The organism is Cupriavidus basilensis (assembly GCF_029335485.1).
In the GTDB taxonomy this organism is placed as follows: Bacteria; Pseudomonadota; Gammaproteobacteria; order Burkholderiales; family Burkholderiaceae; genus Cupriavidus; species Cupriavidus basilensis_E.
The window spans coordinates 17,067-29,845 of the sequence record NZ_JARJLM010000130.1; the positions used below are offsets into that span (position 1 = coordinate 17,067).

The following is a 12,779-nucleotide window of genomic DNA, read 5'->3' on the forward strand; positions in this document are numbered from 1 at the left end:
ATCCGCAACCGCTGTATCATGCTCCTGATACGCCGCATGCCCTCGCACCCCCCAACACCGTGCCCATGGCATCGATACGGCTCCTGCCCGCACCGCGGCAACCCGGAATGCCGCGCTCGCCGCGACCCAATGGACTCCCATGCTGATGCGTTTCCTGGAACGATTGATCGACCCGTTTCGCGCCCTCCCCGACACCGAGCCGCCCGCGCAGATCTGGCGCTTCTATGCCTACTACCTGCGCGAGGTGTGGCCCGTCTTCGGCCTGCTGCTGGCGGTCGGGCTGGCCGGCGCGCTGATCGAAGTCTCGCTGTTCGGCTTTCTCGGCCGCCTGGTCGACCTGGCGCAGGCAACGCCCGGCGCCGGCTTCTTCCGGCAGCACGCCGGCGAACTCGCATGGATGGCGGCGGTGGCGCTGGTGCTGCGTCCGCTGTTCAATGGCTTGCACGACATCCTGGTGCACCAGGTCATCAATCCCAGCCTGGGCAACCTGGTGCGCTGGCAGAACCACCGCTATGTGCTCAAGCAAAGCCTGTCGTTCTTCCAGAACGACTTTGCCGGCCGCATCGCCCAGCGCATCATGCAGACCGGTTTCTCGCTGCGCGATTCGTCGGTGCAGGCGGTGGATGCGATCTGGCACGTGCTGATCTACGCGGCCAGCTCGCTCTACCTGTTCGCGGCGGCCGACTGGCGCCTGATGATTCCGCTGCTGGCGTGGATCGTGTGCTACGTGGCGGCGATGGTGTATTTCACGCCGCGCGTGAAGGCACGCTCGGTGGCCGCCACGGGCGCGCGCTCTCGCCTGATGGGGCGCATCGTCGACGGCTATACCAATATCACCACGCTCAAGCTGTTCGCCCACACCCGCCACGAGGAAGACTACGCGCGCGAAGCCATGGCCGACCTGACCGACAAGGCGCGGCTGTCGGGACGCATGGTCAGCGCCATGGATTTCACCGTGACCACGCTCAATGGCGCGCTGATCGCCAGCACCACCGGGCTGGCACTGTGGCTATGGAGCGAGGGTCATGTCAGTGTGGGGGCGATCGCGCTGTCGAGCGGCCTGGTGATCCGCATCGTCAATATGTCGGGCTGGATCATGTGGGTGATCAACGGCATCTTCGAGAACGTCGGCCAGGTGCAGGACGGCCTGCAGACCATCTCGGTGCCGCGCAAGGTGACCGACCGCGACGGCGCGCAGGCGCTGAAGGTGAGCCGCGGCGAGGTGCGTTTCGAAGGGGTGGGCTTTCACTACGGCAAGGGCTCAGGCGTGATCGAGAACATCGACCTGGTGGTGCGGCCAGGCGAGAAGATCGGCCTGGTCGGCCCCTCGGGCGCCGGCAAGTCGACCCTGGTCAACCTGCTGCTGCGGCTGTACGACGTCGAGCACGGACGCATCCTGATCGACGGCCAGGATATTGCCGGCGTCACGCAGGAAAGCCTGCGCGCGCAGATCGGCATGGTGACGCAGGACACCTCGCTGCTGCACCGCTCGATCCGCGACAACCTGCGCTACGGCCGGCCCGGCGCCAGCGAGGCTGAGTTGCTGGCCGCGGCGGACGATGCCCATGCCGGCGAATTCATTCCGCAACTGCGCGACGCGCATGGTGCCACGGGCCTCGATGCCCAGGTGGGCGAGCGCGGCGTCAAGCTCTCCGGCGGGCAACGCCAGCGCATTGCCGTGGCGCGCGTGCTGCTCAAGGACGCGCCCATCCTGATCCTCGATGAAGCCACCTCGGCGCTCGACTCCGAAGTGGAAGCCGCCATCCAGGAAAACCTGGAAACGCTGATGCAGGGCAAGACCGTGATCGCCATCGCGCACCGGCTCTCCACCATCGCGCGCATGGACCGGCTGGTGGTGCTGGACAACGGCCGCATCGCCGAGAGCGGCACCCACGCCGAACTGCTCGCGCGCGGCGGGCTCTACGCGCGGCTGTGGGCCCACCAGACCGGGGGCTTCGTCGGCGTGGAGTAAGCCACTGCCAGCAGGGATCAGTCCGCCGCCTGCCGCTCCTGGAAGAACAGCAGCGCGCCATGGGCTGGCGCCGCCGCGGCGGCTGACACGCTGCACCTCCAACCTGCTGTTCAGCAGCCTGCTGCTGGAGACCGATGCGGTGGTGCCGTTGTCGCTGGCCTCGCTGCAGGCCAGGCTCACGGCCAGGCAGCTGCAGGCGCTGGCCTTGCCCGAGAGCCCGCCCGACCTGCGCCTGGCGTTGATGGTGCGCGAGGGCGCCATCCTCACGCGCCCCGCCGACTACTTCATCCACTGCATCCGCGAGCTTGCCGCGCAAGCGGGCTGAAGGGCCGCGTTCACACCAGGCCCAGCAGCCCCGCGCCCGCGCCGAGCGCCACCAGCGCCAGCGGATGCACGCGGGTCTTGAGCATCAGCACGATGGTGACCGCCGTCACCGCCACCGCGCTCCAGCGATGGTCGACGCTGGCGGCAAGGATCCACCCGGTGGAGAACAGCAGGCCGATGGTCAGCGTGGCGAGCCCGCGCCGGATCAGGCCGGGCCAGCGCGCCTGCGGCGAGCGCCCCGCAAAATACTCGAAGCCCAGCGCGATCACGCTGGACGGCCCGCAGATACCAATCATGCCGACCATGGCACCGGCCAGCCCGGCGACCTGCCAGCCGAACAAGGCGACGAACAGGATATTCGGCCCCGGCGCGGCCTGCGAGATGGCGTACATGGCGGAAAACTGCGCATCGCTCATCCAGGCGTTCGACTCCACCAGGAAACGGTGCATGTCGGGGATGGTGGTGCTGGCGCCGCCGATGGCCAGGAAGGACAGCGTCAGGAAATGCGTAAGCAGGCTGGAGAGGACGTTGGGGGAACTCATTGGCGCGGCTCCCCGGTCACCGCCGGCACCGGATCGATGCCGTCGTCGCTGGAAGGACTGGCAGGCAGGGGCGGCGCAGGCGCGCGCCGCGCCTGCTGCTCCGTGCGCCACTCGAGCGCCAGGCCCAGCGGCACCAGCACCGCCATCACCGGCACCAGCGGCCAGCGCAGCAGCCCGATGCCGGCGAAAGCCGCGCCGCCGATCATCAGCCCGCGCAGGGTGCGCGGCTGGCTCTGCGCCAGCTTGAAACCGGTCGACAGCACCAGCCCCGCCGACACCGCGGTCATGCCGGTCAGCATGCGCTGCACCGCCGCCACGTCGCGGTAGTGCTCGTACAGCAGCATCAGCGACAACACGCCCACCATCGGCACCATCACCAGTCCGGCAAAGGCGGCCAGCGCGCCGCGCAACCCCGCGAAGCGCAGGCCCAGCATCAACGCGAGGTTGATCACATTGGGGCCGGGCAGCACCTGCCCGAGGCTCAGCAACTCGACGAACTCGCGGTCGCCAAGCCAGCGGTTGCGCTCCACCACGGCACGCCGCACGAAGGGCAGCACGCCGCCGAAGCCGGACAGGCCCATGCGGGCAAATTCGATGAACAGGCGGCGCGGCGTGGGGGGCGGTGCGGCCGCATCGTCGCCGGCGGGGGGAGGAGAAACAGGCATCACGGGTAGCAGGAGGCGGCATTGCCGGCCGGAAACGTCCGGGCGGTCCGGCATCAGCAAATAAAAAAGCCCCGCGCAAATGCGCAGGGCCAGGTTGGGTCGAAGAGGCTTAGTTGCCGCCCGCCGGAGGATCGATCCGGACCGGGTCGATGCGTGGCTCCTTGAGCCGGGTCTCGAGCGCGCGGCCCTTGCGGGCGCGCTTGCCGACATAAGGCAGCAGGTTCTGGCCCGCCAGCTTCTGCGAACTCGGCTTGCCGCCGCGTCCGGCGCCGGACAGCACCAGGCCCGGCGCACCCACCGCGATCGCCTGCAGCAACGTTTCCTTGGGCTCGAGTTCCATCAGGATCACGCCGCGGCCACCGGCCGAGAGCGACTTGATTTCATCGAGCGCCACCAGCAACAGGCGGCCGTTGGCCGACAGGCAGGCCACATGCGGGGCCGCGGCGCCGATCGGCGCCGGCTCCAGCGGGGCATCGCCCTCGTCCAGCGTGAGGTAGGCGCGGCCGCCCTTCTGGCGGCTGACCATATCACCCACCTTGGTCTGGAAGCCATTGCCGCCGCGCGTGGCGATCAGCATGCGCTGGTCGACGCTGCCGGCAAAGGTGTGGGCGATCTGGCTGCCGGGCTGCAGCTCGATCAGCGTGGTCACCGGCACGCCGTCGCCGCGCCCGCCGGGCAGGCTGGCCACCGGCACCGTGTACGCGCGGCCATTGGTGCCGAACACCAGCATCACATCCACCGTGCGGCACTCGAAGGTGCCGTAGAGAGCATCGCCCGCCTTGAAGGTGAACTGCTGCGCATCGTGGCCATGGCCCTGGCGCGTGCGCACCCAGCCCTTCTGCGATACCACCACGGTGACGGGTTCATCCACCACGCGCACCTCGGCGGCGGCGCGGCGTTCTTCCTGGATCAGCGTGCGGCGCGGGTCCTTGTCTTCCGGGCTGTATTGCTTGGCGTCGGTCTCGATCTCCTTGATGATGCGCCGGCGCATCATGGTCTCGGACTTGAGCAGCACGTCCAGCTCGGCCTGTTCTTCGCGCAGCTCCTTCAGCTCCTTCTCGATGCGCAGGGCTTCGAGGCGGGCCAGCTGGCGCAGGCGGATTTCCAGGATGTCCTCGGCCTGGCGGTCCGACAGGCCGAAGGCCTGCATGAGCGCCGGCTTGGGCTCGTCGCTCTCGCGGATGATGCGGATCACCTCGTCGATATTGAGCAGCACCAGCATCCGGCCTTCCAGGATGTGGATGCGGTCCTCGACCTTGCCGAGGCGATGGCGCGTGCGGCGGGTGACGGTGGCGAAGCGGAAGGCGATCCACTCGCGCAGGATCTCGGCCAGGCCCTTCTGGCGCGGCCGGCCGTCGGTGCCGATCATCACCAGGTTGATCGAGGCGCCGGATTCCAGGCTGGTATGGGCGAGCAGCGTCTGGATGAATTCCTGCTGCTCGATGTTCTTGCTCTTGGGCTCGAACACCAGCCGTACCGGCGCGTCCTTGCCGGATTCGTCGCGTACCGCGTCGAGCACGGCCAGCATGCCTTGCTTGAGCTGCAGTTGCTCGGGCGTGAGCGACTTCTTGCCGGCGCGCACCTTGGGGTTGGTGATCTCCTCGATCTCCTCCAGCACCTTCTGCGCCGACGTGCTTGGCGGCAGCTCGGTCACGACAAGTTGCCACTGCCCGCGCGCCATGTCCTCGATGATCCAGCGCGCGCGCACCTTCAGGCTGCCGCGGCCGTTCTCGTAGATCGCGGCGATGTCCGATGCGGGCGAGATGATCTGGCCGCCACCGGGATAGTCCGGCCCGGGCATCAGCGCCAGCAGCTCGGCCAGCGTGATATTGGGGTTGCGGATCATCGCCACCGTGGCGGCCGCGACTTCGCGCAGATTGTGCGGCGGCACTTCGGTGGCCATGCCCACGGCAATGCCGGAGGCGCCGTTGAGCAACACGAAGGGCAGCCGCGCCGGCATCAGCCTGGGCTCTTCCATCGAGCCGTCGTAGTTGGGCACGAAGTCCACCGTGCCTTCGTCGATCTCGTCGAGCAGCAGGCGCGAGATCGGCGTGAGCCGGGCTTCCGTGTACCGCATGGCCGCGGCGCCATCGCCGTCGCGCGAGCCGAAGTTGCCCTGGCCGTCGATCAGCGGGTAGCGCAGCGAGAAGTCCTGCGCCAGGCGCACCAGCGCGTCGTAGGCGGACTGGTCGCCGTGCGGGTGGAATTTACCGAGCACGTCGCCAACCACGCGCGCGGACTTGACCGGCTTGGCGTCGGCGCGCAGGCCCATCTCGTGCATGGCGTACAGGATGCGGCGCTGCACCGGCTTCTGGCCGTCGGCCACCTCCGGCAGCGCGCGGCCCTTGACCACGCTGATGGCGTAGTCGAGATAGGCGCGCTCGGCGTAGTGAGCGAGGGTCAGCGAGTCCGCGCCGCCATCGGGCGAACCTGGGTCAAACGGAATATCTTGTTGTTCCATGGATTGGCAAGAAGACGGCGCACCGCATCATTGGCCGGTGCGCCGGTTGCATGTTGTTCGATTTCGTTGTCGGGATCAGGGCATGTTGCGGCGGCCGCCGATCACCATCTTGACGCGACTGACTCCGCCCTCCCCGACGCCCATGGGGGCGCCGCCCGGACGATAGAAGCGGTAGAACTGCAGCACCGTGCTGACATACTGCTGGGTCTCCGGGAATGGCGGAATCTTGTTGTTGTAGCGCTGCACCGCACCCTCGCCGGCGTTGTACGCTGCCAGCACCAGTTCGAGGTTGTTGGGAAACAGCTCCATCAGCCAGCGCAGGTAACGCACGCCGGCCGAGATATTGGTGCGCGGGTCGGCCAGCTTCTGCCCGACCGTGCGCTTGGCGTCGGCGCTCACGCCGAAGCGCGCGCCGGTATCGGGAATCACCTGCATCAGCCCGATCGCCCCCTTGGGCGAAACCGCGCCGGCATTGAAGCCCGACTCCACCGCCATCACCGCCTTGACCAGCGCCGGGTCGACGTTCTGCGCGTGCGCGATCTGGCGGATCATGGGTTCGACCGTGGCGATATTCGGATGGTTGACGACATAGCGGTAGAGCTTGTGCGTCTCCAGGTCGATCTGCTGGCCGATGCTCTGGCTTTGGCGCCCCAGCGACGGGCTCTTGAATTCCCCGCCGTTCTTCATGAACAGCGTGTAGCGGTCGTCCAGCTTCTCGTCGGAGAAATGCGCCACGCCGTCGTCGTCGATGTAGCCGTACAGCGCCGCGTGAGCCGCCGGGACGCACGACAAGCCGGCCAGCACCAGGCCCGCGGCAAGCCACTGTCGCGGCCGGATGCTGGTGTATCGGGTCTTTGTCATCGGGGCTCTCCTCGCGTTCGCGTTGTGCCGGTCAAAGGGTTGCCGATCAGATGTCGGCCACCACCTCGTTGCCACGCTCTTCGAGCCAGGTGCGCCGCTGCGCGGCCTCGCCCTTGCCCATCAGCATATTCATCACGCCCACGGTCTGGGGCAGGTCGAAGCTGCCCAGCGCCACAGGCAACAGGCGGCGCGTATCCGGGTTCATGGTGGTTTCCCACAACTGCTCGGCATTCATCTCGCCCAGGCCCTTGAAGCGGGAAATCTGCCAGCCGCCTTCCTTGATGCCGTCCTTCATCAGCTTGTCCTGGATCGCCACCAGCTCGCCGTCGTCCAGCGCGTAGAGCTTCTGGGCCGGCTTCTTGCCGCGCGCCGGCGCATCCACCCGGTAAAGCGGCGGGCGCGCCACGCACACGTTGCCGTTGTCGATCAGCTTGGGGAAATGGCGGAAGAACAGAGTCAGTAATAGCACCTGGATGTGCGCGCCGTCCACGTCAGCGTCGGACAAGATACAGATCTTTCCATAGCGCAGGTTGGACAGGTCGGGCTCGTCGCCGGGACCGTGCGGATCCACACCGATCGCCACCGCGATATCGTGTACCTCGTTGTTGGCGAACAGCCGGTCGCGCTCGGTCTCCCAGGTATTGAGCACCTTGCCGCGCAGCGGCAGGATGGCCTGGAACTCCTTGTCGCGGCCCATCTTGGCCGAGCCGCCGGCGGAGTCGCCCTCGACCAGGAACAGTTCGTTGCGGGTGACGTCGGTGGATTCGCAGTCGGTCAGCTTGCCCGGCAGCACGGCCACGCCCGAGCCCTTCTTCTTTTCCACCTTCTGCGCGGCGCGCGTGCGCGCCTGCGCCTGGCGGATCACCAGCTCAGCCAGCTTCTTGCCGTACTCGACATGATGGTTCAGCCACAGCTCCAGCGCGGGACGGCTGAAGGTGGACACCAGCTTCACCGCGTCGCGGCTGTTCAGGCGCTCCTTGATCTGCCCCTGGAATTGCGGGTCCAGTACCTTGGCCGAGAGCACGAAGGAAGCGCGCGCGAAGACGTCTTCGCTCATCAGCTTGACGCCCTTGGGCTGCAGCGCGTGCATCTCGATAAAGCTCTTGACCGCCTGGAACAGCCCTTCGCGCAGGCCGGACTCATGCGTGCCGCCGGCCGGCGTGGGGATCAGGTTGACGTAGGATTCGCGCACCGGCGCGCCGTCCTCGGTCCAGGCCACCACCCAGGAAGCGCCCTCGCCCTCGGCGAAGCCCTCTTCCGCCAGGTTGGCGTCGGGGTCGGCAAAGTGCTCGCCCTCGAACATCGGCACCACGAGTTCGGCGCCGCTGCCCTGCGCCAGGGCTTCCACCAGGTAGCCCTTGAGCCCCTGGTCGTACTGCCAGGTCTGGCGCTCGCCATTCTTCTCATGCAGCAGCGTGACCTTGACACCGGGCAGCAGCACGGCCTTGCTGCGCAGCAGCCGCTGCAGCTCGGCCATCGGAATGGTGGCGGAATCGAAGTATTTCGCATCCGGCCACACCTGCACCCGGGTGCCGCTTTTCTTCTCGCTGCGCTCAAGCTTGCGCGTGGCCAGCGGCACGGTGACGTCGCCGCCCGAGAAGGTCAGGGTGGAGCAGCTGCCGTCGCGCCATACGGTCACGTCGAGCTGGGTCGACAGTGCATTGGTGACGGAAACACCCACGCCGTGCAGGCCGCCGGAGAAGGCATAGGCGCCGCCCTTGCCCTTGTCGAACTTGCCGCCCGCGTGCAGGCGGGTGAAGACGATCTCCACCACCGGGACCTGCTCCTCGGGATGGATGCCGACCGGGATGCCGCGGCCATCGTCCTCCACGCTGACGCTGCCGTCGCGATGGAGGGTGACCATGATCTCGGAGCCATGGCCGCCGAGGGCTTCGTCGGAAGCGTTGTCGATCACCTCCTGCACGATGTGCAGGGGGTTGTCGGTACGGGTGTACATGCCGGGTCGTTGCTTGACCGGCTCCAGGCCCTTGAGGACCCGGATGGAAGATTCGCTGTACTGACTGGTTTTGCTCGCCATGGAGTCGCTTGCTTAGTGGGATTCTCGGCCAGCCTGGCGGGGGCGGTTGCCGCACGCTAGCCCAGGCTGGCCGGGCAGCCTGCATTGTAATGGAAGCGCGTAGCCGTCTTGCTGCCATTCGTCATTCGCTTAAAAGTACATCATGAATCACTTTAATGCGAACCGGTCAGGCGGGAGGGCCTCACCACGCACCTGGCGGATGCGGAGTACACTCGCTCGCACCGGGGCGGGCCCTGAGGGGCCAGACCACGGAGAAAACTAGAAATAGCGGTACGCACACCGAGCCAGGAATGCAGAAGACAATGCACAACGACATACAGAACGGCGCGCAAGGCGCCATACGGAAAAAACAACTCTCCCTCACCGCCGTCCTCGTCTGCGGTGGCCTGTTGGTCACACTATCGATGGGCATCCGCCACGGCTTTGGCCTGTTCAACCTGCCGATCACGCAGGCGCACGGCTGGACCCGCGAGACCTTCGCTTTCGCGCTGGCGCTGCAGAACCTGATGTGGGGCGTGACCCAGCCGTTCACCGGCGCCCTGGCCGACAAGTTCGGCGCGTTCCGCATCATGCTGGTCGGGATCGCGCTCTATGTGGGCGGGCTGCTGGTGATGGCCATGGCCAGCTCGGGCACCGCCTTCGCCTCCGGCGCCGGCATCCTGATCGGCATCGCGCAATCCGGCACCACCTACAGCGTGGTGTACGGCGTGATCGGGCGGGTGGCCAGCGCCGAGAAGCGCGTCTGGGCCATGGGCATCGCCGCGGCCGCGGGCTCCTTCGGGCAGTTCCTGATGATCCCGGTCGAGCAGACGCTGATCTCCACCGCCGGCTGGCAGAACGCGCTGTTCGTGCTGGCGGTGATGGCCTGCCTGATGCTGCCTCTGGCCTTCAGGCTGCGCGAGCCGCAGGCCGACGCGCACGTGGCCGGCTTCCAGCAGACCATCGGCCAAGCCGTGCGCGAGGCCTTCGGCAACCGCAACTTCCAGCTGCTGACGCTGGGCTACTTCGTGTGCGGCTTCCAGGTGGTGTTTATCGGCGTGCACCTGGCGCCCTATCTCAAGGACCGCGGCCTGACCGATCCCAAGGTGGCGACGGTGGCGCTGGCGCTGATCGGCCTGTTCAATGTGTTCGGCACCTACACCGCGGGCGCGCTTGGCCAGCGCATGCCCAAGCGCTATCTGCTGTCGATGATCTATATCACCCGCTCCGTGGTGATCGCCGCCTACCTGCTGCTGCCGCTCACGGCAGCCAGCACCTGGATCTTCGCCGCCATGATGGGCTTCCTGTGGCTGTCCACGGTGCCGCTCACCAACGGCATCATCGCGCAGGTGTTCGGCGTGCGGTACCTGTCGATGCTGTCGGGCGTGGTGTTCTTCTCGCACCAGATCGGCAGCTTCCTGGGGGCGTGGCTGGGTGGATTCCTGTATGACCGCACCGGTACCTACAACACTGTCTGGATGATTGCGATCGGGCTGGGCGTGGTGGCCACGCTGGTCAATCTGCCGATACGCGAGCACGCGATTGCGCGCCCGCAGGTGGCCGCGGCATGAGCACAGGGAGCAGTATTGTCGTGCGGGCCGCCGGCTTTGCCGCGCTGGGCGGCGTGCTGGCGCTGGCCTTCATGGCTTACTTGCGGCCGGCCTTCGTGGTGGACCTGACGAATATGGTGCTGGCCTGGTGCGGGTGAGGATCTCGGGCAGGGCGTAGCACTCGCTGAGGTGTGCGCCCCTCTCCCGCAAGCGGGGGGCTGGCGGAAGTGGCTAGTGCGTCATACCCCACCGAACTGGATAAAACCGCTGGCTTCGGATTCTGTGGCTCCTGGCTGATCCACCCCGCTCGCCACCCCTCCTCCCATGAGGGAAGAGGGAGTGACAACCGCCGGGCACTTCGTGCGGCACGGGCGCATCCTGGCAGCTTCGTCCAGCGCTTCGCGGTCTCCCCCGGACGCCCCACACAAAGTTGACGCGTTCCGCGCACGGCGCTAGCGGACTCCTATTGCGCCTCGCCCTTCGTCTTCGCTTCCAGCACTTCCCAGCGCTCCAGCGCCCCCAGCAGTTCCAGTTCGATCTCGTCGTGGCGGGTTGCCAGTTCCGCGGCCTTGCCCGGGTCGCTGGCGTACAGCGAGCCGTCCGCAAGCTGCGTGCTCACGGTCTTCTGCTCGTTTTCCAGCGAGGCAATGCGCTCGGGCAGCCCGTCGAGTTCGCGCTGTTCCTTGTAAGACAGCTTGACCACGCGGCTGGGCCCGCGCGTTTCGCGCGGTTTCGGCGTTTCCGCGCCCTTGCGCTCGCCGCCGCGCGCGTCCTGCATGGCCGCGCTGCGTGCCGACTGGACTTGCCAGTCGGAGTAGCCGCCCACGTATTCGCGCCAGCGGCCATCGCCTTCGGCGGCGATGGTCGAGGTCACCACGTTGTCCAGGAAGGCCCGGTCGTGGGAGACCAGGAACACGGTACCGCTGTAGTCCTGCAGCAGTTCCTCCAGCAGTTCCAGCGTATCGATGTCGAGGTCGTTGGTGGGCTCGTCCAGCACCAGCACATTGGCCGGCCGGGCGAACAGGCGCGCCAGCAGCAGCCGGTTGCGCTCGCCGCCGGACAAGGACTTGACCGGCGAACGCGCGCGTTCGGGCGCGAACAGGAAGTCGCCCAGGTAGCTCATGACGTGCTTGCGCTGGCCATTGATCTCGACCCAGTCGCTGCCCGGGCTGATGGTGTCGGCCAGCGAGCGCTCGAGATCCAGCTGGGTGCGCATCTGGTCGAAGTACGCCACCTGCATATTGCTGCCGTTCTTGACCGTGCCGGCGTCCGGCTCCAGCTCGCCCAGGATCAGGCGCAGCAGCGTGGTCTTGCCCGCGCCGTTGGAGCCGATCAGGCCGACCTTGTCGCCGCGCATGATGGTGCCGGTGAAATCGCCCACCACCACCTTGCCGGCGAAGGCCTTGCTGACATCGGTGAGCTCGGCGACGATCTTGCCGGAGCGCTCGCCTTGCGACACTTCCAGCTTGACGTTGCCCTGCACGTCGCGGCGCGACGCGCGTTCATTGCGCATCGTCACCAGGCGCTGGATGCGGGCCACGCTGCGCGTGCGGCGCGCTTCCACGCCCTTGCGGATCCAGACTTCTTCCTGGGCCAGCAGCTTGTCGAACTTGGCCTGCTCGACCTGCTCGGCGGCCAGTTGCTCGGCCTTGCGCGTCTGGTAGGCGGCAAAGTTGCCGGGGAAGGAAACCAGCCGGCCGCGGTCCAGCTCGACGATGCGGGTCGCCACGCGGTCAAGGAAGGCGCGATCGTGGGTGATCAGCAGCACGCTGCCCCGGAACGCCAGCAGCAGGTCTTCGAGCCAGCGGATGGCTTCGACGTCCAGGTGGTTGGTGGGCTCGTCCAGCAGCAGGATGTCGGGCTCGGCCACCAGGGCCTGCGCCAGCGCCACGCGCTTTTGCATGCCGCCGGACAGCGAGTCCACGCGCACATCGGCGCTCAGGCTCAACTGCGCCAGCGTGGTCTCGACCCGCGTGCGCAAGCCCCATGCGCCGGCGGCGTCGACTTCGGACTGCAGGCGGTGCAACTCGGCCAGCGCGGCCTCGTCGTGGCTGTCGTCCAGCGCCGCCAGCGCCGCTTCGTAGGCCACCAGCAGATCGTGGACCTTGCCCAGGCCCTGGGAGACCGCATCGAACACGGTCTGGCCGGGCTCGAACTGCGGCTCCTGCGGCACATAGGCCGAGGTGACGCCGTTCTGGCGCGCGATCAGGCCGTCGTCCGGCGCGGCAAGGCCGGCCACGATCTTGAGCAGCGACGACTTGCCGGAGCCATTGCGGCCAATCAGGCCGACGCGCTCGCCGCCTTCCAGGGAGAAGTCGGCATGGTCGAGCAGGGCCACATGCCCGAAGGCGAGCTGGGCGTCGGAAATCGAAAACAGGGCCATGGGA

The 12,779-nt window shown here is 67.4% G+C and carries 10 protein-coding genes; 4 read left to right on the plus strand and 6 right to left on the minus strand.

Annotated features, from left to right (window positions below):
- Positions 1-139: 139 nt before the first annotated feature.
- Positions 140-1,972, plus strand: a complete 1,833-nt coding sequence (locus P3W85_RS07445; protein ID WP_017229180.1) for an ABC transporter ATP-binding protein — start codon at positions 140-142, stop codon at positions 1,970-1,972.
- A gap of 139 nt (positions 1,973-2,111) precedes the next feature.
- Positions 2,112-2,297 carry a hypothetical protein gene (locus tag P3W85_RS07450; protein WP_017229181.1) on the plus strand — a complete coding sequence of 62 codons (186 nt, stop codon included), beginning with the start codon at positions 2,112-2,114 and terminating at the stop codon, positions 2,295-2,297.
- Positions 2,298-2,307: 10 nt separating this feature from the next.
- Here the strand turns inward: P3W85_RS07450 and P3W85_RS07455 are convergent, their stop codons facing one another.
- The 5 genes from P3W85_RS07455 to P3W85_RS07475 all read right to left on the minus strand — a co-directional run bounded on the left by P3W85_RS07455 (position 2,308) and on the right by P3W85_RS07475 (position 8,863).
- Positions 2,308-2,838, minus strand: a complete 531-nt coding sequence (locus tag P3W85_RS07455; protein ID WP_017229182.1) for a chromate transporter — start codon at positions 2,836-2,838, stop codon at positions 2,308-2,310.
- Entirely contained in the window at positions 2,835-3,503 is a 669-nt protein-coding gene (locus P3W85_RS07460; protein WP_276264308.1) for a chromate transporter, read from the minus strand. The genes P3W85_RS07455 and P3W85_RS07460 overlap by 4 nt, the downstream gene beginning before the upstream one ends.
- A 109-nt stretch (positions 3,504-3,612) precedes the next feature.
- Positions 3,613-5,964 (minus strand): DNA topoisomerase IV subunit A, encoded by a 2,352-nt coding sequence (parC, locus tag P3W85_RS07465; protein WP_276264309.1) that lies wholly within the window; start codon positions 5,962-5,964, stop codon positions 3,613-3,615.
- A 75-nt stretch (positions 5,965-6,039) separates the two neighbouring features.
- Positions 6,040-6,825, minus strand: a complete 786-nt coding sequence (locus P3W85_RS07470) for a lytic transglycosylase domain-containing protein (protein ID WP_017229185.1) — start codon at positions 6,823-6,825, stop codon at positions 6,040-6,042.
- Positions 6,826-6,871: 46 nt separating this feature from the next.
- Positions 6,872-8,863, minus strand: coding sequence for a DNA topoisomerase IV subunit B (locus P3W85_RS07475; RefSeq protein ID WP_017229186.1), 1,992 nt, complete (start codon positions 8,861-8,863; stop codon positions 6,872-6,874).
- 302 nt (positions 8,864-9,165) lie between these two features.
- Between P3W85_RS07475 and P3W85_RS07480 the strand changes: the two genes are divergently transcribed.
- Together P3W85_RS07480 and P3W85_RS07485 are read left to right on the plus strand one after the other, a co-directional pair.
- Positions 9,166-10,413: an MFS transporter gene (locus P3W85_RS07480; protein WP_017229187.1), complete on the plus strand. Its 1,248-nt coding sequence runs from the start codon at positions 9,166-9,168 to the stop codon at positions 10,411-10,413.
- A complete protein-coding gene (locus tag P3W85_RS07485; protein WP_276264310.1) occupies positions 10,410-10,550 on the plus strand; it encodes a hypothetical protein in 141 nt (46 codons plus the stop codon). Before P3W85_RS07480 ends, P3W85_RS07485 begins: the two co-directional genes overlap by 4 nt.
- A 305-nt stretch (positions 10,551-10,855) precedes the next feature.
- Here P3W85_RS07485 and P3W85_RS07490 read toward each other — a convergent pair whose 3' ends face one another.
- Positions 10,856-12,775 (minus strand): ATP-binding cassette domain-containing protein, encoded by a 1,920-nt coding sequence (locus P3W85_RS07490; protein WP_276264311.1) that lies wholly within the window; start codon positions 12,773-12,775, stop codon positions 10,856-10,858.
- Between the last annotated feature and the right edge of the window lie 4 nt (positions 12,776-12,779).

Excerpts from the sequence above, each read along its gene's own strand:
- P3W85_RS07445 (WP_017229180.1), top strand. The coding sequence starts at position 140 with ATGCTGATGCGTTTCCTGGAACGATTGATCGACCCGTTTCGCGCCCTC.
- P3W85_RS07455 (WP_017229182.1), bottom strand. The coding sequence starts at position 2,838 with ATGAGTTCCCCCAACGTCCTCTCCAGCCTGCTTACGCATTTCCTGACG.
- P3W85_RS07460 (WP_276264308.1), bottom strand. The coding sequence starts at position 3,503 with ATGCCTGTTTCTCCTCCCCCCGCCGGCGACGATGCGGCCGCACCGCCC.
- parC (WP_276264309.1), bottom strand. The coding sequence starts at position 5,964 with ATGGAACAACAAGATATTCCGTTTGACCCAGGTTCGCCCGATGGCGGC.
- P3W85_RS07470 (WP_017229185.1), bottom strand. The coding sequence starts at position 6,825 with ATGACAAAGACCCGATACACCAGCATCCGGCCGCGACAGTGGCTTGCC.
- P3W85_RS07475 (WP_017229186.1), bottom strand. The coding sequence starts at position 8,863 with ATGGCGAGCAAAACCAGTCAGTACAGCGAATCTTCCATCCGGGTCCTC.
- P3W85_RS07480 (WP_017229187.1), top strand. The coding sequence starts at position 9,166 with ATGCACAACGACATACAGAACGGCGCGCAAGGCGCCATACGGAAAAAA.
- P3W85_RS07485 (WP_276264310.1), top strand. The coding sequence starts at position 10,410 with ATGAGCACAGGGAGCAGTATTGTCGTGCGGGCCGCCGGCTTTGCCGCG.
- P3W85_RS07490 (WP_276264311.1), bottom strand. The coding sequence starts at position 12,775 with ATGGCCCTGTTTTCGATTTCCGACGCCCAGCTCGCCTTCGGGCATGTG.